We start from the raw sequence: 18671 nt of genomic DNA, 5'->3' as shown, positions 1-18671 counted from the left end.
TGGAGAGCTGTACGGATGGCGGCCGGGCGGGTCCGGTGGATGCGCGGGCGGCCGTCAGAGGTGGTGGTCGCCCGCGCCGTCCAGCAGCGTGGACAGCAGTTCGCCGAGCACGTCGCGCTGGCCGGTGGCCAGTGGGGCAAGGATCTCCTCAGCGGCCCGGCGGCGCGCGTCGCGCAGCGCGCGCAGGGTGGCCCGGCCGCTGTCCGTCAGCTCGATGCGCACCACCCGGCGGTTGCTCGGATCGGGCACCCGGCGGACGCTGCCGCTCTCCTCCAAGGCGTCGACGAGGCTGGTCACGGCGCGCGGCACCACTTCGAGCCGCTGGGCCAGGTCGGCCATGCGCGGCGGCTCGGTGCAGTGCGCGACCGTACGCAGCAGGCGGGACTGCGCGGGGGTGATGCCTACCGGCTCCAGATGCTGCTTGTGGATCCGGTGGAGCCTGCGGGTCAGCCGGAGGAGCTGCTCGGCCAGCAGGCCGTCGGCGTCGGGGGCACCGGAGGGTGATGACATGGAGGGAACAATATCAGGACCATGTGCATTGTGAGCATAGGTAACAGTGCATTATGCTCTACGGACCCGCTCCGGTACGTCCGGGGCCGGCTCCGTTCCCGCGCCCCGTGCGGCGGGCCGGTGATGCCGCCCCCGCCGCACTGCCGGAGCGCTGAACCACTGCTGAACGACTGTGCAGTCACCGTTGAATCACCTCCACTGCCGAAGGAGCTCATGAAACCCGAACGCCCCGACTGGACGCCCCCGCCCCGTGCGGCCGGGCGGCCGCCTGCCGAAGTACGGCGTATCGTCCGGCTCTTCCGCCCCTACCGCGCGCGCCTGGCGCTCGTCGGACTGCTGGTCTGTGCTTCGTCGCTGGTCTCGGTCGCCTCGCCGTTCATGCTGCGGGCCATCCTCGACACCGCGATCCCGCAGGGCCGTACCGGTCTGCTGAGCCTGCTCGCCCTGGGCATGATCGCCACCGCGGTCGTGAACAGCGTCTTCGGAGTGCTCCAGACCCTGATCTCGACCACGGTCGGCCAGCGCGTCATGCACGATCTGCGCACCGCCGTCTACGCCCAGCTGCAGCGGATGCCGCTCGCCTTCTTCACCCGGACGCGCACCGGTGAGGTCCAGTCCCGCATCGCCAACGACATCGGCGGTATGCAGGCGACGGTCACCTCCACCGCGACCTCCCTGGTCTCCAACCTCACGGCCGTCATCGCCACCGTCGTCGCCATGGTCGCCCTCGACTGGCGGCTGACGATCGTGTCCCTCCTGCTGCTCCCGGTGTTCGTCTGGATCAGCCGCAGGGTCGGCCGCGAGCGCAAGAAGATCACCACCGAGCGGCAGAAGCAGATGGCGGTGATGGCCGCCACGGTCACCGAGTCGCTGTCGGTCAGCGGCATCCTGCTCGGACGCACCATGGGCCGCTCCGACTCGCTCACCCAGGGTTTCGCCACGGAGTCCGAACGCCTCGTCGACCTCGAAGTGCGCTCCAGCATGGCCGGACGGTGGCGGATGTCGACCATCGGCATCGTCATGGCCGCGATGCCGGCCGTCATCTACTGGGCGGCGGGCCTGGCCCTCCAGGAGGGCGGGCCCCATGTCTCCATCGGTACGCTCGTCGCCTTCGTCTCGCTCCAGCAGGGACTCTTCCGCCCGGCGGTCAGCCTGCTGTCGACCGGTGTGGACATGCAGACGTCGATCGCCCTCTTCCAGCGGATCTTCGAGTACCTGGATCTGCCGGTGGACATCACGGAGCCCGAGAACCCCGTCCCGCTGGACGAGGTCCGTGGCGAAGTGCGCTTCCAGCACGTCGACTTCGGCTATGACGAGACGAGCGGGCCCACTCTGGAGGCCATCGACATCGCGGTGCCCGCCGGCGGCAGCCTGGCGGTCGTCGGCCCCACCGGTTCGGGCAAGTCCACCCTCAGCTATCTGGTGCCCCGGCTGTACGACGTGACCGGCGGACAGGTCACGCTGGACGGTGTCGACGTGCGCGACCTCGACTTCGCCACGCTGGCGCGGGCCGTGGGCGTCGTCTCCCAGGAGACCTACCTCTTCCACGCGTCGGTCGCCGACAACCTGCGCTTCGCCAAGCCGGACGCCACCGACGCCCAGCTCGAAGAGGCGGCCAGAGCCGCGCAGATCCACGAGCACATCGCTTCGCTGCCCGACGGGTACCGGACACTGGTCGGTGAGCGTGGGTATCGCTTCTCGGGCGGCGAGAAACAGCGCCTGGCCCTGGCCCGTACGATCCTGCGCGACCCGCCGGTCCTGATCCTCGACGAAGCCACCAGCGCCCTGGACACCCGCACCGAACACGCCGTGCAGCAGGCCATCGACGGTCTGTCCGCCGGTCGCACCACCATCACCATCGCGCACCGGCTCTCCACGGTCAGGGACGCCGACCAGATCGTGGTGCTGGACGCCGGACGGGTCGCCGAGCGCGGGACGCATGACGAACTGCTCGCACTGGACGGCCGGTATGCCGCACTGGTCCGCAGGGACGGCGAGCGGGCCCCGACCGTGACCGTCTGACGGCCGGCGCCGGCACCTGACACGACAGCGCCGCCGCTCCCGTGGGACGGGAAGCGACGGCGCCGGTCGGAACGAGTGTCAGACGAGCCAACCCACGAAGTGGACGATGCCGGCAAGCAGGTCGGTGAGGAAGTTCATGGTGGTGCGTTCTCCTTGTGCATGGTTCATCAGTGGGACTGCGCAGTCGCGGTCTGCAGCCCGTCGCTTGCGCACTGTAAGCATCCTGCTTCGTGCGGTAGCCGGGCAAGCGAATCCGGTACGACCACACGTTCCAGCGAACACCCGCTCCCCTGTTCGTGTGTTCGTCAACTTGCTGCCGTTGTCAGGCGGCTGAGGCGCCGACGGGAGCGGGGTCCCCGGAGCGTTCCAGCAGCCGCCGGACGTCCCGGACCGCCGAGCGTCCGGCCCGGTTGGCGCCGATGGTGGAGGCCGAAGGCCCGTAACCGAGCAGATGGATCCGCTCGTCCCAGACCACGCGGGTGCCGTCGAGCTGGATGCCACCGCCCGGTTCACGGAGCCTCAGGGGTGACAGATGGTCGATGGCGGCCCGGAATCCGGTGGCCCAGAGGATGGTGTCCGCCGCCACGGTGCGACCGCTGTCCCAGGCGACCCCGTCCGGGGTGATCCGGTCGAACATGGGCAGCCGGTCGAGAACGCCCCGGTCCCGGGCGGCCCGGATCGCGTCGTTCACCGGCAGTCCGGTCACCGAGACGACACTCTGCGGCGGCAGCCCCCGCCGTACGCGCTCCTCGACCATCGCGACCGCTCGCCGGCCCCACTCCTCGGTGAACGGCCCCTCCCTGAACACCGGCGGGCGCCGCGTCACCCAGGTCGTCCCGGCGGCGACGCCGGCGATCTCCATCAGATGCTGGGTACCGGAGGCCCCGCCGCCGACGACCACGACCCGCTGCCCGGCGAACTCCTGCGGGCCGCGGTATCCCGAGGTGTGCAACTGCCGTCCCCGGAAGGTCTCCTGGCCCGGGTAGTGCGGCCAGAAGGGCCGGTCCCAGGTGCCGGTGGCGCTGATCACCGCACGGGCGGTCCAGACACCCTGTGACGTCTCGACGCGCAGCCGCCCGCCGTGGCCCTCGCGTACCGCGGTGACCTCGACGGGCCGGCGTACCTGAAGCCCGAAGGCCTCCTCGTACGCCGTGAAGTACTCGCCCACGACCTCCGACGAGGGCCGGTCGCCGTCGGCGTCGCCCAGCTCCATACCGGGCAGCGAGTGCATCCCGTGCACCTTGCCGTAGGTCAGCGAGGGCCAGCGGAACTGCCAGGCGCCACCCGGCCGCGGGGCATGGTCCAGCACGACGAAATCCCGCCCGGGGGTCAGCCCGGTGCGCCGCAGGTGGTAGGCGGCGGAGAGGCCCGCCTGTCCCGCGCCGATGACCACCACGTCCACTGCGCGTACCCCGGAGTCGTTCACGTTTCATCCAACAGCTCCGGCTTCCGGGATCTTCCCGCCCGGGGACGGCCGACCCGCCCGGACGGGCACGTGCCTCCGGCGCGCGGGAGGATGGGACGCATGGCAGACACCACCTTCACGACTCGCATCGTGCACATCAGGACGGGCGACCGCGAGACCGTCACCGACCTGACGGGGGAGTGCGAGGACTTCCTCCGTGAGGCGGCGGCGGGCCGTGACGGCCTGCTCAATGTCTTCGTACCGCACGCGACAGCCGGCGTAGCGGTGCTGGAAACCGGCGCGGGCAGCGACGACGACCTCATCGCGGCCCTGCGCGGGCTACTCCCGGCGGACGACCGCTGGCAGCACAGACACGGCACCCCGGGCCACGGCAGGGACCACGTGGTACCGGCCCTGGTGGCACCGCACGCGACACTTCCGGTGATCGGAGGGCGGCTGGAACTGGGGACGTGGCAGTCGGTGTGCCTGGTGGATACCAACGTGGATAACGTCAACCGGCACGTTCGGTTGAGCTTCTTCGGTGGGTGAGTTGCTCGACCTGCACTGTAGTGGGCGGTTCCGGCCGTACCAACCGGGCACTCAGGACTGCCGGGAGCGGCGCTCCATGCAGCCAATCCCGGCACACGAACTTCGCTGGCTCATCCCGCGCGGCGGCGCTGCGATCAGCTTCACACCCGCCTCGGCATGCAACGAGTTCCAGGAGCAATGGAAGTACGGCTCGGAGTGGATCGCCGAGCAGACAGGCGGTGGCGACCACCGAGATGAGGGCGTCGGCGAACGTCTTGACCATCGCGCGCAGGAGATCGGGACTCGCTGCGGCGAGGTTGTCTTCGGTGAGGGCGTGCAGGGGCAGACTGCCTGGTGCGGTCATCGTGCTGATCTCCTTCGAGGCTTCGACACTTCGAAGATCAGCCGGTGGCCGTTCATCTATGGCGGGTCAGGACGGTGAGCGCAGCCAGCCATGGGCGCGAGCGGTGCGGGAGGCGACCTCCAGTAGCCGGGCGGTGGCGGGCCGTTCGGTGCCGCCGCGGGTGAGCAGGTGGATCTCGATGGTCGCTGCCGGGGACAGCGGCCGCCACACCAGGCCGGCCGGGAGGCCGGGCAGGGCGGACTCGCCGACGATGGATACGGCTTCGCCCTGGGTGACGGGCATGTGGGAGGCATCGAAGGACAGTTGGCGCTCGCGCAGCCGCGGAGAGATTCCGGCGCGGTCGAGAATGCCGGTGATCGCGTCGTAGTGCCCGGGGTTGTCGTGGCGTGCGTGTACGAGCACGGTCTCGTCGACGAGCGCGTGCACGTCGACATCCGAACCGGCGGCGAGGGGGTGGTCTGCGGACATCAGGACGCCTTGGGGTTCCAGGCGTACCAGGGTGCGGACCAGTTGCGGGGTCGGGGGCGGGCAGCGGACCAGTCCCGCGTCGAGGGTGCCGTCGGCGACGCCCGCCAGGATCTCGGCGGTGGGCAGCAGACGGGTGCCCGTACTGATACCGGGATACGCCTCGGCCAATGCGGCGAGCAGGGTGGGCGCGGTCTCGTAGCCGGTGCTCGCGCTGTAGCCGAGGGACACGCTGCCGCTCTCACCTGCGGCGAAGCGCCGCACGTCCTGCCACAGCCGGTCCATCTCGCCGCACAGTGTCGACCCGCGGTCCATCAGGAGCCGGCCGGCTTCGGTGGGCTCCACGGACTGTGTGGTGCGGTCGAGGAGTCGTACGCCCAATTCCTGTTCCAGCTGACGTATTTGTCGGCTGAGGGCGGGCTGGGCTATGTGCAAGCGTTCTGCGGCCCGGGTGAAATTCTGCTCCTGGGCGACGGCGAGGAAGTAGCGAAGACGACGAAGTTCTGCCATGCCACGCACCCTACAACTGTCCTGGCCTGCACTTATATCGTTCTGTTCTGAGCCTGGTGCGAACAGGTCTTTCCCTTCTGCCGTGGGGGATTCCTAGTGTTCGAGGTGTCGGAGAGACGACGCCTCGAACACGGAGAAGGGCCTCACCATGAACCAGCAGGAAATCACCGAAGCGAGCAAGGAAATCGTCCAGGCGTACATGGACGCCCTGATGAAGGGTGACCTGGTTGCACTGCGCGACTTCTTCACGCCGGAGACGACCTGGACTCTGGCCGGTGATCTGCCGGTGTCGGGCACCTGGACCGGACCGGACGAGATCCTCGGTGAGTTCGTGCCGGCGATGGTGGCCCGGTTGGTGCCGGAGTCGATGGAGTTCGAGTTCGAGGGGCTGATCGGAGAGGGCGAGCGGGTCCTTGCCGAATGGAACACCCGGGCTCTGGCGCGGGCGGGAGGCCGTTACGACCAGCACTGCCTGGCCGTCTTCACGGTCCGGGAAGGCCGGATAGCCGCGGTGCGTGAGCACTTCGACACCCTGCACGCCAAGACCGTCGTCTTCGCCTGAAGCCGCCCCAAGTTCTCGTCCACGTCCACGCGTTACGTCACCAGGAGTTGTGAACCATGAAGGCCATGCTGCCCGGATCCACCGCCGACGCCACCAAGCCGGTCGTCCTCGGCGAGGCCCCCGAGCCCGAGCCCGCCGCCGACGAGGCCGTCGTCGCGGTGGAGGCGTACTCCGTCAACCGCGGAGAGACGTTCCAGCTCGACGGCGGCCTCGACCGCCGCTGGGCGGGATGGCGCCCGGGCAAGGACGTCGCCGGCACCGTCATACGGGCGGCGGCCAACGGCACCGGCCCGACGGCCGGTACCCGAGTGGTGGCCCATCCCCCGGCGTACGGTTGGGCCGAGCGCGTCGCCGTACCCACCACGAGCCTCGCCGAACTGCCCGACAGCGTCGACGCGGTGACCGCCGCGGCGCTCCCGCTCGCCGGGATCACCGCACTGCGACTGCTGCGCGTCGCCGGGCCGATCGCCGGACGCCGGATCCTGCTCACCGGGGCCAGCGGGGGCGTCGGCCACTACCTGACCGAGCTGGCCGCCGCCTGTGGCGCGGAGCTGACCGCGGTCACCGCCACCGTCGAGCGGGGCGCACGGCTGCTACAGCTCGGGGCCGCCGAACTGATCACGTCGGTGGACGAGGCGGCGGGCCCCTACGACGTGGTTCTCGAATCCGTCGGCGGAGCCAGTCTTCCCACGGCACTGGCCCAACTGGCGCCGGGCGGGCACCTGGTGTGGTTCGGGCAGGCCAGCCGCGAACCCGTCACCCTCAACTTCTTCGACTTCTTCAAGGGCCCGAACCAGGCCCGCATCATGCACTTCGACTACACGACGTCCGATGCGACGTACGGCCAGGACTTGGCCGCCCTGGTGCGCCTGGTGGCCGCCGGCCGCCTGCACCCCGAGATCGGCACGGTCCGCGACTGGCGTCGCACCCCCGACGTCATCACCGATCTGCGCGGCCGCAACATCCGCGGAAACGCCGTCCTGACCGTCGGCTGACCCACACGCCGGGCTCGCCGACCGGACCGACGACACCGCATCCGACACTCACCCCGAGCGGATCCTCATGACCAACACCATCCTGACCACCCTGTCGCACCAGCCCCTGCTCTTCGTCCCGGAGAAGGCCGAAGCAATGACAGCCACTCTTGAGCTGTCGCCGGGCGACGCGGGTACGCCCCCACACCGGCACTCCGGGCCGGTCTTCGGCTACGTACTCGAAGGTGAGCTCCTGTTCGAGCTGGAGGGGGAGCCCGCACGCGTCATCCGCGCAGGCGAGGCGTTCTCGGAGCCCGGCGGCGACGTAATCCACTACCAGGCGGCCAACAACCTTTCCGATGCCACCACCTGCTTCGTCGTGGTCATGATCCACGCCCCCGGCGAGCCGATGCTCACCCTCGTCACGGACGACGAACTGGCCGCCCGCCGCCACCTTCGGGCCCCCAAGGAGGCATGACGTGCGCATCTTCCTGGCCGGCGCCACTGGCGTCATCGGCCGCCGCCTGCTACCCCTACTTCTGGCCCAGGGCCACCAAGTCACGGGCACCTCCCGTACTTTCGAAGGCGCAGCGCGGGTCACGGCCGCCGGTGCCACCGGTATCCGGCTGGACGTGTTCGACCGTGCGGCCGTCACCGAGGCGCTGGCGGCCGCCGCACCGGATGCCGTCATCCATCAACTCACCGCGCTCGCGGCGGGCAGCAGCGCGGACAACGCCCGCATACGGGTCGACGGCACCCGCAACCTCGTCGACGCCTCCCGTACGGCGGGAGTCGGCCGGATGATCGCGCAGTCGATCGCGTGGGCATACCAGGCCGGTGATACATCCGCCGATGAATCCACACCGCTTGATCTCACCGCGGACGAGCCACGCGCCACCACCGTCCTCGGCGTACAGGCCCTGGAGAACGCGGTGGCCGAAACCCCCGACCACGTGGTCTTGCGCTATGGCACCCTGTACGGCCCCGGCACCTGGTACGCACCGAACGCACTGATGTCCACCAGACTGCGTGCCGGCGAGCTCGCCGCGAACGACGCCGTGAGCTCCTTCCTCCACATCGAGGACGCCGCCCGGACCGCCCTCCTCGCCCTCGACTGGCCGAGCGGAACGATCAACATCGTTGACGACGAGCCAGCCCCCGCGCATGCATGGGTGCCAGTCTTCGCCCATGCGCTCGGCGCACCGGCACCCGCCCGCAGCACCGGCCGTGCTGGTTGGGAACGCGGGGCACGCAACGCCAAGGCCCGCGCACTCGGTTGGGCACCACGCCACCCGTCCTGGCGCGACGGATTCCATACCGGCCCGGAGTAGCGGACACGGTGACACTGCTCGCACCTGGCGACGATCCAGCGATCCGCCCGCGTCGGTATGAGGCCGACGCCGACCTGCAACTGCCCCGGCCGACAACCTCTGGAAGACCTGCGCACGACCGGAAAGGTTCAATCAGCCGACGCGACCGCTCGCTGTGAGGCCTGACCTGGCGCGGCCTGCGCCGCGGCGGCCACCGGGAGCGCCAACTCCTCCTGGCCGGCCATTCCCTGACGGGGCATTGACCGTGCTGTGCGGTGCTGACAACGTTGTCCTGCCTGCTCGTCGAAGATCCAGTGTGGAGGTCCCACCGTGTCACTCCCCAACCTCGGTCGGCGCAAGATGCTCGGCCTGCTCGCCACCTCCGGTGCGGGTGCCGCCCTCGCCGGGGCGATGCCCGGCACCGCGTCGGCCGCGGCTCCGCCGACGGGCGGCCTGTGGTGGCCGCGCGAGCGGATACTGCCCGGCTTCGCCGAACCCCGCGCACTGGACGTCGCGGATCTGACGACGGCGGACGCCGACGAACAACTGCTCTTCGCCACGCTGCAGGGCAACGTGAATCGCAGTCGGCCGCGGATCGCTCTGCTGCGCGAGTCCGACGAGGGGGCGACCACCTGGCTGAAGACCGCCGGCCTGGCCTTCCGCGCGGTCGGCGATCCGTGGTCGCTGCTGTCGAAGTACCGCTCGGAGATCAGGGGCGTCATCGTCACCGACCCGGCCCAGCCCGCGACCGTCAACCTCGCCACCACGCTGGCCGGCCTGCGCAACGCCGTGGCCGCCTCCCCCGACCAGTTGCCCAAGCTGACCGCCGAGCCGTACAACCTGAAGGTCCTGGACGACCTGCGCGACCGGTTCACCGACGAACTGTCCGCCTACCGCTGGGCGGTGGACCACCTCTGGCCGCACGCCAGCCAGCGCCTGCTGGTCGGGCTCGACCCCAGCGTCGGGGCCTATCTGCGTGACTACGCGGTCGCCACCCGGGCGCTGGTGCTGTGGATCCACGCCGACCAGCCCGACTCCCGTGAGCTGGGCGCCCGGGTGATGTCCCAGATGTCGGCCGGCTCCCCCTATTTGGGCTGGTTCCCCTCCGGTGTGGGCGGCGAGAGCGACGGCACCGAGCTGACCTCGGAGCACGGCCTGGTGGTGCTGGCCAGCGACTGGTCACAGAACCTGACGGTCTTCGGCGGAGTGCGGGCGCCACTGGCGAGGACTCAGGTGACGCTGCCGACGCCGCGACTGGGCAACCGTATCTACGTCACCTTCACCATGACGGAGGGCGACAACCTCCAGTACAACCAGCACCGCATGCGAGTGCTGTGGGACGATCCGGCGCGCGGTGCGGTGCCGATCAACTGGTCCACCAACCCGGTGCTCGCCGACGCCGCGCCCACCTTCCTGTCCTACTACCAGCGCACCGCCACCCGGCAGGACTACCTGATGGCGGGGCCTTCCGGCGCGGGCTACGCGTATCCGACGCCCTGGCCGGACGACACCTTCCGGGTCTTCACCGAGACCAGCGCTCGCTACATGCGCCGGACCGGGCTGGACAGCGCCGTGATCCTCAACCGCAAGTCCGGCTCGGACGTCCCGCTCACCGGCGCGAAGGCCCGCCAGTACCTCCACGACGTGCGTCCGCTCGGCCTGCTGGAGGAGTGGACCACCCGAACCGGGACCAGCGCCCTGGAGGGCAGCGTGCCGCTGTCCGTCAGCTACTTGACCGACTCCGTGGTGGACGCCCGGGACGCGATCGCGAAGGCCTCCGCCGACTGGGACGGGACCAAGCCCCTGTTCCTGTCGATCGGCACCCTCGCCTGGAACCTGACCCCGTCCGACGTGGTCACGATCGCCCGCTCGCTGGACTCCCGCTACCAGGTGGTCCGCGGCGACCAGTACTTCCGGCTCGCCCGCAAGGCACTGCACCTTCCGCCCGCCTGACCGGCGAGGCCGGCCGGCCTCGCCGGAGGCCGGGGCGGGCATCGACCGGGGAGCGGCGCCGCGGCCATCCGCAGCGGCGCCTCCCCGCTGTCGGGGTGCTGCTCGTCGCTCGCGCGGCCGCAGGCCTGGCCGCGTCCGGGGTGACACCCTCGGTGTATGTGCTGGTCGGCGCCGGTGCCCTGGGATGCCGACCCTTATGACGGCGGCGGTCATTCCCCCGATGGTGCAGGGCGGCACTCAGGGAAAGCCAGGTCAAGCAACGTGGAGTTGGCTTGACGGGAGGCCCGGTGCTCACCGGCACCGGGCCTCCCGTGGATCGCTGCGAACCTGTGTGGCAGGGGCGATTGCGACGGTCAGTGCTCCAGAGTCATCGCGTAGACCTCAAGGTCGCTGTTGCGTTGCCAGTCGAGTCCTCCGGACCCGGGCGCGACCCAGGCCGGTACGGACGGTGCTGCCAGCGAGAGGGACCGGACCTGCTTCCCGGACTCCAGCGGGACGGTCGTTTCGTAGAGCGACGCCTTGGTGGTGGTCTTCCCGGTTCCGGCCTTGAGCTGGTACGCGGTCGTCAGCGCGACGGCGTTGCCGAAGTCCGGAGTCTTGTTCGCCCAGCCGGTGAGTTCGAGTGGAACCGTCGTGGTGCTGCCGTCGGTGTAGGTGACGACGGCGGTGGCCGACGCGGCGCCGGTACTGCCGTTGTCGGAAGCGCCCACGATGTGGAGGCTCTTGTAGTCGCCGGAGGGGAGGGCGATGGCCTGCCCGGTGGACTTGACGAAGTTCTTGCTGCTGCCGGAGGTCGGGGGCGCCTGGTAGGTCACCCCGCCGAAGGCGACCGGGCCCGGTGCGGGCAGTTGGTCGGCGGCGAAGCTCGTACCCGTGCTGTCGAAGTCCCCCTCGCCCGGGGCGGCGAGCGTGGCGACGCCGTCGTTGTTGTAGGCGGCGTTGAGGTCGACGGCACACGAAGTGTCCGTCTTGATGGCGCAGTTCGCCCCGGCCCGCGGGACCACGACGGTGACGGTCTTCCCGACCGGCGTGGCTCCGGGGAGTCCGGCGGAGACCTTCACCTTGTAGGTTCCCGCTTTGGTCCCGGCCGGCGCGGTGATCCGCAACTGCTTGTTCATCTGGGCGGGGAGCCCGTCCGATTCGGCCGTCGCCGTCGTGCCGGCCGGGGACACCGACCAGCCCTTGGGCGCCTTCGCGGTCACGGCGACCCGCGCGGTGTGCGGAGCCGTGGCCAGCAGCGTCAGGTCGACCTGTTGCCGCGACGCACGATCCGCCGTGGGCTCCATGACGACCTGGTCCGGCCCTGCGTGAGCGCTGAGCCGGCGCTGCGGATTCGGCGTTGTGCTGATCGACGGCGGGGCGCCCTTCGCGTCCGTCGCCCACGCGGTGGGTTTGGTGCTCAGGGCGTAGTCGATGCGCCCGCCGTGGGCGATGTCGGCCTGGTCGACCCACGCCTTGTCCCAGGCCTTGCCGTTCACCGTCGCGGAGGCGACGTAACGGTTGGCCATGCTGGTGTCGGGCGCGGAGATCCTCAGCGTTCCGCCCTGCGTCTTCCCGTACTCACCGATCCGCACCCGGGCGTCCGGGAACTGCGGCGTGGTGAGGACGTCGAAGTTGCCGCCGCTGGTCGTGGGGTAGAGCCCCAGCGACGACATGACGTACCAGGAGGACATCTCTCCCATGTCGTCGTTGCCGGGGATGCCGCCGGGGCTGTTCGTGAACAGGGTCTCCTGCGCCTTGACCACGGTCGCGGTGCTGCCGGGCTGCCCGGTCCACGCGTAGAGGTACGGGGCGATGAGGTTCGGCTCGTTGTTCGGGTTGTACTTCGTGGAGTCGTAGTAGTTGTACGGGTCGCTGACCCAGGCCGTGCGCGCGGTTCCTTCCGGGTCGGTGAGGAGGTCGTCGTAGGCGAAGAAGTCGTTGAGCCGCTTGTTCGTCGCGTCCTTGCCGCCCAGCATGCCGATGAGCCCCGCCGGGTCCTGGGGCACCAGCCACTGGTACTGGCTCGCGTTCTGCTCGTGCAGCGCGTGGTTGCTCGTGACCGGGTCGTACGGGGTCAGCCAGGTGCCGTCGGCCGCGGTACGCGGTCGGAACTGGCTGGTCTGCCGGTCGAAGACGTTCTTGTACGCCTGCCCGCGCTCGGCGAACATCATGGCGTCGGCGGTGTGGCCGAGGCCCTTCGCCATCAGCGCCAGCGACGCGTCGGCCGCCGCGTACTCCAACGTTGCCGACGTGCCGTAGTAGCAGTCGTTGTCGTTCGACTTGGTCGGGCAGCAGCTGCCGCTCGTGCCGCCGTCGCAGTCGGCGTTCGACTTCACGTTGAGGCCGTAGGGGATGTACCCGCGCTCCGCGTAATACGCGGCACCGGCACGCCCGTTCTCGCGGACGCCGGCGGGCGGTACCTCGGTCGCGTTCGCCCGGAGGTACTTGTACGCCTCTTCGGCGTCCGCACCGGTGAGCAACCCCTTCGACCAGCCCTCGACCAGGAACGGCGTGACCGGGTCACCGGTCATGATGTTGCCTTCCTCGTTCTCCAGGTACCAGCGCGGAAGCGCGCCGCCCTCCCGTGCGATCGCGAGGATCGACATGTCGATGTCGTGTGCGACCTTGGGAACGAGCATTTCGAGGAGCTTGTTCTGCGTCCGGTACGTGTCCCACAGCGAGAAGTTGCTGTACGGGGTGTAGCCCCTGGCGGTGTGGGTCTTCTTGTCGGCTCCGACGTAACGGCCGTCGACGTCACCGATGATGTTCGGATCGACCATGGAGTGGTACAACGCCGTGTAGTACGCGACCTGTTGGTCATGCCCACCACCGCCGATCGCGGCCTTGTGCAGCATGGTGTTCCACTCGCCGTTCAACGCCTTGTGCACGGCGTCGAAGTCGAAGCCGAACTTTCCCGTCTCCGTCGCGAGGTTCTTGTGCGCGCCGTCGAGTCCGGTGAAGGAGAGCCCCACCTTCGCGACCACGGGGGCGTCGTTCTTCGTCGTGTCGAACGTCGCCCACGCACCGTTGGACCCCTTGGCGGCCGATTCGCGGGAACCCGGGCTCCGTTCGGTGCCCTTCCAGGTGCCGTACGAGGCGAACGGCCGGCTGAGCTCGGCGACGAAGTAGGTCTTCTTGGAATCCTCGACCCACCCCTCGACCGTCCGGCTGCCGACGACGCGGATCTCGGAATCGCTCACGCCTGCACCGGCGTTGAACAGTACGTTCGCCTGACGCGTCCGCGGGAACGTGTACTGCTGCCACCCGGTCCGTGCGGTCGCCGTCAAGGAGGCGGTCACGCCGTACTTGTCGAGCTTCGTCCGGTAGAAGTCGGGCTTCGCCGTCTCGTTCTCATGGCTGAAGGTCGACGCGTACTGCCCCGGATCGGTCGAACTCACCTCTCCGGTGGTGGGCATCATCGGCAGGTAATTGAACCGGCACCCGTTGATCGTCGTCTGACTGAACCCCATGACGGTGTCGGACGACTCCTTGTCGCACCCCGTGCCGCCGGCCGTCTTCATCAACGGACTCTCCTGCACCAGGCCGAACGGTGCGCCCGCCGCGGGGAAGGTCAGCCCCTCGTTCTCGGTCCCGATGAACGGATTGACCAGCTTCGTCAGATCGGTCCCCGCTCCCGGCGTCGCGTCGGACGCCGCCGCCGGCTGCGTGGCGGCGTCCGCGCTCGCCACAGTCCCGGTGACAGATCCCCCGGCGGCGAGGGCGAAACAGAGCGCAGCCGTCCCCAACCGGTCCCTCAGGCGCCGTGCCGCCGATCCGTTCCGGGTCGGTGCGTATCGCGTTGATTGCATACCACTCCCGCCGTGCTGCCACTCGTGGACATCGTTGTCATGCACCGCACGTGACGCTAGATCGTCTCCTCCACCCCGGCAAGGGGCTACTGCTCCGTCACTTGGCCGAGGTGGCTGCCGTTGCCGTCGCGCCGGCCGGGCCGTCATCACACGACAGATGTGAGACGGGCGCCGCCTCCCTTCAGCCCTGGAAAGCAGCCGGTCACGGTGGGCATCACGGGTGTCGCGCGGGGACCGTCCGGAGTCCTGGCTGCCAATTCGTAACACGCAGCGGTGTTCTCTTCTCGTTCACTTTGTTGGTATTCCTAGGGCCGATACCGCGTCCAGCAGGGGGCGTTGTACGGTTCGCCGGAAGGACAACGCTGTCTTGACGACCGACTTGATGCAGGACGGCAGAGCCGCCCCGCCAAGTCCGGCAACTGCCGGCGCGGCAGGGCCCCGGACCCGCGCACGGCGCCGGCGGCGCGAGTACCTGCTGTTCGCCGCCTTCGCCGCCCCGAACTTCTTCTTCCTGCTGGTGTTCGCCTACTGGCCGGTGATCTACAACGCCTATCTGAGCCTCACCGACTGGGACATGGTTTCCTCGACGTGGCACATGATCGGCCTGGACAACTACACGTCGCTGTTCGCCGACCCCGACTTCCGCGGCAGCCTGTGGACGACCGTGCTGTTCGTCGTCGGAATCGTCGCGGGCGGACTGGTACTCGGCCTCGCCACCGCCCTGTTGCTCAACCAGCGGCTGCGCGGGCGGAACGTCGTGCGGACGCTGGCCTTCGCCCCGTACGTGCTCTCCGGAGCCGCTGTCGGCACCTTGTGGCTGTTCATCTTCGATCCCAACTACGGACTGATACGCCCGTTGCTCGCACCACTCGGCCTGGCCGCGCCGGCGATGATGACCGACTCCAAGTGGGCGCTGTCCGGCCTCGTCCTGGTCTACCTCTGGAAGAACATCGGCTTCGTCGCCGTGGTCTACCTCGCCGGTCTGCAGGGCTTGCCCAGGGACGTGTTCGAGGCGGCGGCCCTGGACGGCGCGGGAGCGTGGACGCGGCTGCGCCGCATCATCCTGCCGCTGCTCTCGCCCGTCACCTTCTTCCTGCTGGTGACCTGCACCATCAGCACCTTCCAGGCGTTCGATGTGATCGCCGTGATGACCAACGGCGGCCCCGGCACCTCCACCTCGATCCTCAGCTGGTTCATCTACGACCAGGGCTTCCGCACCTTCGACGCGGGCCGCGCGTCGGCCGCCGCAATGATCATGTTCGTGGTGCTGCTGCTGATCACTGGATTCCAGGCACGCTTCCTCCAGCGAAAGGTGCACTACCAGTGACAGTCGCCGACTCCCTGACGGACGCCGGCCCGGTCGCCACAGCCGGCCGCTCCGGTGCCCGCCGCGCACGCCGCTTCGGTCTGTACGCGCTGCTCGTCCTGGTCGCCGTCATCGCGGGTGGCCCGCTGTACTGGCTGATCTCCTCAGCGCTGAAGACCAACCCGCAGATCTACAGCTACCCCCCGCACTGGATCCCCACGGACCTGCGGTGGTCCAACTTCTCCGACGCCTGGAGCGCGGCGCCGTTCGGCCGGTTCTTCCTCAACTCCCTGATCGTGTCCGTGATCGGCACCGCGATCGAGTTGACCGCCGCGCTGCTCTGCGCCTACGCGTTCGTGTTCCTGCCGTTCCCCGGCAAGAAGGTCCTCTTCCTGTTCCTGCTGGGCGCGATGATGGTGCCAGGCCACGTCACGCTGCTGCCGAACTTCCTGACCATCGCCCAGCTCGGCTGGGTCAACTCCTACGCGGGCCTGATAGCCCCGGGTCTCGGCTCGGTCTTCGGTACCTTCCTGCTGCGCCAGCACATGCTGACACTGCCTCAGGAGATCACGGACGCGGCGAAGATCGACGGGGCCGGGCACCTGCGCATCCTCTTCCGGGTGGTGCTGCCGATGTCGCGTCCGATGGTGATCACCGTCGCCCTGGTCGTCCTGGTCGGCAAGTGGAACGACTTCATCTGGCCCCTGATCGTCACCAGCAGCGCGGACATGCGGACCCTCCCCATCGGTCTGCTCTTCCTCAAGAACACCGAGACCTTCGCCAACTGGGGAGCGATCCTCGCCGGTGCCGTGATGGTGATCGTGCCGGTCCTCGTCATGTTCTTCTTCGCCCAGCGCTACATCATCGCCGGGCTGACCCAGGGAGCCGGAAAATGACACGGACCTCGCTGCGGGAGTCCGCGGGCCCCGCGCTCGACAGGCGCAGGCTGCTCGGGGCGGGCGCGGGGCTGGGACTGGCCGCGGCGCTGAGCGCCTGCGGCCAGACCACGGGGACCGTCACACAGCCCGGCGGCGGATCGGTACCCGATGCGTTCCGGGGGCGCACCAGGGTGGTCCTCTGGTCGACGTTCGCAGATCCGGTGGGCCCGGCCCTGCAGAAACTCGTCGACGCCTTCAACCGCGAGCAGCGGGACGTGTACGTGGAGGTGCAGTTCCAGGGCACCTACGACGAGTGCGCCCAGAAGGCGGTCATCAGCCTGCTCGGGGCCCAGGCCCCCGACTTGTGCGTCCTGTCCGACGTGAAGTGGTACAAGTTCTACTTCGGCGACGCCCTGGAACCCTGGGACAGTTACTTCGCACAGGGCGAGCTGGAGCGGACCTACAATCCGCGGCTGCTCAGCGAGGGCGTCCGCAAGGGGCACACCTGGTGGCTCCCGCTGGCCCGCTCCACGCCGCTCTTCTACTACAACAAGACGCTCTTCAAGAAGGCCGGCGTACCGGTACGCCCTCCGGAGAGCTACGACGAGCTCTACGACTGGTCGCGCCACGTCACCCGGCAGAGCGTGGGCGGCAAGCGGGTGGCCCTGGAGGCGTACCAGGCAGTTGACGGGGACTGGCAGTTCCAGTGCAGTGCCTGGCAGTGGGGCGGGGCGTACTCCAAGGGCATGGACGTCACCATCGACGGGGGCGGGGCCGTGGCGGCGGGCGAGTGGCAGCGCAAGCTGATCTTCAAGGACAGGATCGCTTACATGGCGACCGAGCCCACCGCCGACCTGGGCAACCAGCTGATCGCCACGCTCGTCACCTCCACCGGTGGCCTGAAGAAGATCAACGAGATGGCGAAGGCGAACGGCTGGGAGCTGGGCACCGGCTTCCTGCCCAAGAAGGAGAAGTTCGCGGTCAATACGGGCGGCGGCGGTCTGGGCATATTCAAGCGCGTGCCGCGGGAACGCAAGGAGGCCGCGGCCCAGTTCGCGCGCTTCCTGGCCCGCCCCGAGAACGCCGCGCAGTGGGCCGTCGAGACCGGCTACCTGCCCGTGGTGCCGGCGGCGGTCAAGGAGCCCACCCTCGCCAAGCTGATGAAGGACGACCCGAACTTCGCCACGGCCGTCAGGCAGTTGGATCTCACCCGCCCCGGTGACCAGGTGCGCATGATGATTCCGAATGCGAATGTGCGTATCTACACTGCTCTGCAGCGCATATGGTCGGCGAACACCCCCGCACAGCAGGCCTTCGCGGAGGTCGCCGACCAGCTGCGCAAGGGCGTCGACCGCTACGGCCCGATGATTGAGGAGCACTTGTGAACCACCCCGTGAGGCGTCCCGTGGTGTACGCACACCGTGGAGCCCGGGCCGACGAGCCGGAGAACACCCTGCGGTCCTTCCGGCGGGCTCTCGCTCTCGGCGCCGACGGTATCGAACTCGACATCCGCCTCACCTCCGACGGCCACCTCGTCGTCATCCACGACAAGGCCGTGGACCGTACGACTGACGGCACCGGCCTCGTCGCCGACTTCACCCTGGCCGGCCTCCGGGCATTGGACGCCGGGCAGGGCGAGCGGATACCCACCTTCGACGAGGCCATGGAAGTCTGCGGGGACGTCGTCCAGATCGAGATCAAGGCCCTGGAGGCGGTGGAGGCGCTCGCCGAGCGGGAACGCCGTACCCCGCTGCCCGGGTCGGTAGTACTGACCTCCTTCAGCAAGGCCGCGGTGGAGGAGGCCGCCCGATGGCTGCCGCACGTCCCCCGTGGCCTGATCACCCACCACCCCGGCGCTGAAATGATCAAGGACGCGCTGGACCTCAAGGCCACCTGGGTGTGCCCGGAGCTGAAGCCCGAGCTCACCCGGGACCTCGTGGACCGCTGTCACGAGAGCGGCATCCAGGTGGATGCCTGGCCCACCGCGGAGCGGGCCCACCTGCTCCGCTGGGTCGAGATCGGAGCGGACGCCGTGACCACGGACCACCCGGGGCGGATCGGCGAGTGGCTGGACACGTCCGGCAGTTGACGGC

Annotated in this window: 15 protein-coding genes and 1 pseudogene; 11 read left to right on the top strand and 5 right to left on the bottom strand. The window is 69.3% G+C overall.

Annotated elements, in window-relative coordinates:
• Positions 1 to 54: 54 nt before the first annotated feature.
• On the bottom strand, positions 55 to 510 hold the full coding sequence (locus OHB13_RS03415) for a MarR family winged helix-turn-helix transcriptional regulator (RefSeq protein WP_266859435.1): 456 nt from the start codon (positions 508 to 510) through the stop codon (positions 55 to 57).
• Positions 511 to 723: 213 nt separating this feature from the next.
• Between OHB13_RS03415 and OHB13_RS03410 the strand changes: the two genes are divergently transcribed.
• Positions 724 to 2532, top strand: coding sequence for an ABC transporter ATP-binding protein (locus tag OHB13_RS03410; protein WP_266859436.1), 1809 nt, complete (start codon positions 724 to 726; stop codon positions 2530 to 2532).
• A 322-nt stretch (positions 2533 to 2854) separates the two neighbouring features.
• Here the strand turns inward: OHB13_RS03410 and OHB13_RS03405 are convergent, their stop codons facing one another.
• On the bottom strand, positions 2855 to 3958 hold the full coding sequence (locus OHB13_RS03405) for an FAD-dependent oxidoreductase (protein WP_328375518.1): 1104 nt from the start codon (positions 3956 to 3958) through the stop codon (positions 2855 to 2857).
• Between the two features lie 99 nt (positions 3959 to 4057).
• Here OHB13_RS03405 and OHB13_RS03400 point away from each other — a divergent pair, with 99 nt between their 5' ends.
• Positions 4058 to 4486: a secondary thiamine-phosphate synthase enzyme YjbQ gene (locus OHB13_RS03400; RefSeq protein ID WP_328375516.1), complete on the top strand. Its 429-nt coding sequence runs from the start codon at positions 4058 to 4060 to the stop codon at positions 4484 to 4486.
• Between the two features lie 214 nt (positions 4487 to 4700).
• Here the strand turns inward: OHB13_RS03400 and OHB13_RS38705 are convergent.
• Together OHB13_RS38705 and OHB13_RS03390 are read right to left on the bottom strand one after the other, a co-directional pair.
• Positions 4701 to 4829: pseudogene (locus tag OHB13_RS38705) on the bottom strand (IS256 family transposase); the annotation flags it as partial.
• A 66-nt stretch (positions 4830 to 4895) separates the two neighbouring features.
• Positions 4896 to 5804 (bottom strand): LysR family transcriptional regulator, encoded by a 909-nt coding sequence (locus OHB13_RS03390; RefSeq protein ID WP_328375511.1) that lies wholly within the window; start codon positions 5802 to 5804, stop codon positions 4896 to 4898.
• A 148-nt stretch (positions 5805 to 5952) separates the two neighbouring features.
• On the opposite strand from OHB13_RS03390, the gene OHB13_RS03385 reads away from it, so the two are divergent.
• From OHB13_RS03385 to OHB13_RS03365, 5 genes are all read left to right on the top strand, one after another.
• Positions 5953 to 6366: a nuclear transport factor 2 family protein gene (locus OHB13_RS03385; RefSeq protein ID WP_266859445.1), complete on the top strand. Its 414-nt coding sequence runs from the start codon at positions 5953 to 5955 to the stop codon at positions 6364 to 6366.
• A 56-nt stretch (positions 6367 to 6422) separates the two neighbouring features.
• Positions 6423 to 7361 (top strand): zinc-binding dehydrogenase, encoded by a 939-nt coding sequence (locus OHB13_RS03380; RefSeq protein WP_328375508.1) that lies wholly within the window; start codon positions 6423 to 6425, stop codon positions 7359 to 7361.
• 67 nt (positions 7362 to 7428) lie between these two features.
• Positions 7429 to 7818 carry a cupin domain-containing protein gene (locus tag OHB13_RS03375; protein ID WP_266859447.1) on the top strand — a complete coding sequence of 130 codons (390 nt, stop codon included), beginning with the start codon at positions 7429 to 7431 and terminating at the stop codon, positions 7816 to 7818.
• A gap of 1 nt (position 7819) precedes the next feature.
• Complete coding sequence (locus tag OHB13_RS03370; protein ID WP_328375506.1) at positions 7820 to 8671, top strand: NAD-dependent epimerase/dehydratase family protein; 852 nt, start codon at positions 7820 to 7822, stop codon at positions 8669 to 8671.
• A 309-nt stretch (positions 8672 to 8980) separates the two neighbouring features.
• Positions 8981 to 10603: a GxGYxYP domain-containing protein gene (locus tag OHB13_RS03365; protein ID WP_328375503.1), complete on the top strand. Its 1623-nt coding sequence runs from the start codon at positions 8981 to 8983 to the stop codon at positions 10601 to 10603.
• Between the two features lie 353 nt (positions 10604 to 10956).
• Here OHB13_RS03365 and OHB13_RS03360 read toward each other — a convergent pair whose 3' ends face one another.
• Positions 10957 to 14274, bottom strand: coding sequence for a GH92 family glycosyl hydrolase (locus OHB13_RS03360; protein WP_328375501.1), 3318 nt, complete (start codon positions 14272 to 14274; stop codon positions 10957 to 10959).
• A 487-nt stretch (positions 14275 to 14761) separates the two neighbouring features.
• Here OHB13_RS03360 and OHB13_RS03355 point away from each other — a divergent pair, with 487 nt between their 5' ends.
• Genes OHB13_RS03355 through OHB13_RS03340 form a run of 4 tightly spaced genes read left to right on the top strand, consistent with a single transcriptional unit; the run spans position 14762 to position 18667 of the window.
• On the top strand, positions 14762 to 15721 hold the full coding sequence (locus tag OHB13_RS03355; protein ID WP_266859455.1) for a carbohydrate ABC transporter permease: 960 nt from the start codon (positions 14762 to 14764) through the stop codon (positions 15719 to 15721).
• A complete protein-coding gene (locus OHB13_RS03350) occupies positions 15718 to 16596 on the top strand; it encodes a carbohydrate ABC transporter permease (protein ID WP_266859457.1) in 879 nt (292 codons plus the stop codon). The genes OHB13_RS03355 and OHB13_RS03350 overlap by 4 nt, the downstream gene beginning before the upstream one ends.
• On the top strand, positions 16593 to 17963 hold the full coding sequence (locus tag OHB13_RS03345) for an ABC transporter substrate-binding protein (RefSeq protein WP_328375499.1): 1371 nt from the start codon (positions 16593 to 16595) through the stop codon (positions 17961 to 17963). The genes OHB13_RS03350 and OHB13_RS03345 overlap by 4 nt, the downstream gene beginning before the upstream one ends.
• Complete coding sequence (locus OHB13_RS03340; protein ID WP_328375498.1) at positions 17960 to 18667, top strand: glycerophosphodiester phosphodiesterase; 708 nt, start codon at positions 17960 to 17962, stop codon at positions 18665 to 18667. Before OHB13_RS03345 ends, OHB13_RS03340 begins: the two co-directional genes overlap by 4 nt.
• The last annotated feature ends 4 nt before the right edge of the window (positions 18668 to 18671 follow it).

This window comes from Streptomyces sp. NBC_00440 (genome assembly GCF_036014215.1).
In the GTDB taxonomy this organism is placed as follows: Bacteria; Actinomycetota; Actinomycetes; order Streptomycetales; family Streptomycetaceae; genus Streptomyces.
This window is presented reverse-complemented; position numbering and strand designations above follow the sequence as displayed.

Bases quoted from the DNA above. Each gene is read 5' to 3' on its own strand.
- OHB13_RS03415 (WP_266859435.1), bottom strand. From the start codon at position 510: ATGTCATCACCCTCCGGTGCCCCCGACGCCGACGGCCTGCTGGCCGAG.
- OHB13_RS03410 (WP_266859436.1), top strand. From the start codon at position 724: ATGAAACCCGAACGCCCCGACTGGACGCCCCCGCCCCGTGCGGCCGGG.
- OHB13_RS03400 (WP_328375516.1), top strand. From the start codon at position 4,058: ATGGCAGACACCACCTTCACGACTCGCATCGTGCACATCAGGACGGGC.
- OHB13_RS03390 (WP_328375511.1), bottom strand. From the start codon at position 5,804: ATGGCAGAACTTCGTCGTCTTCGCTACTTCCTCGCCGTCGCCCAGGAG.
- OHB13_RS03385 (WP_266859445.1), top strand. From the start codon at position 5,953: ATGAACCAGCAGGAAATCACCGAAGCGAGCAAGGAAATCGTCCAGGCG.
- OHB13_RS03380 (WP_328375508.1), top strand. From the start codon at position 6,423: ATGAAGGCCATGCTGCCCGGATCCACCGCCGACGCCACCAAGCCGGTC.
- OHB13_RS03375 (WP_266859447.1), top strand. From the start codon at position 7,429: ATGACCAACACCATCCTGACCACCCTGTCGCACCAGCCCCTGCTCTTC.
- OHB13_RS03345 (WP_328375499.1), top strand. From the start codon at position 16,593: ATGACACGGACCTCGCTGCGGGAGTCCGCGGGCCCCGCGCTCGACAGG.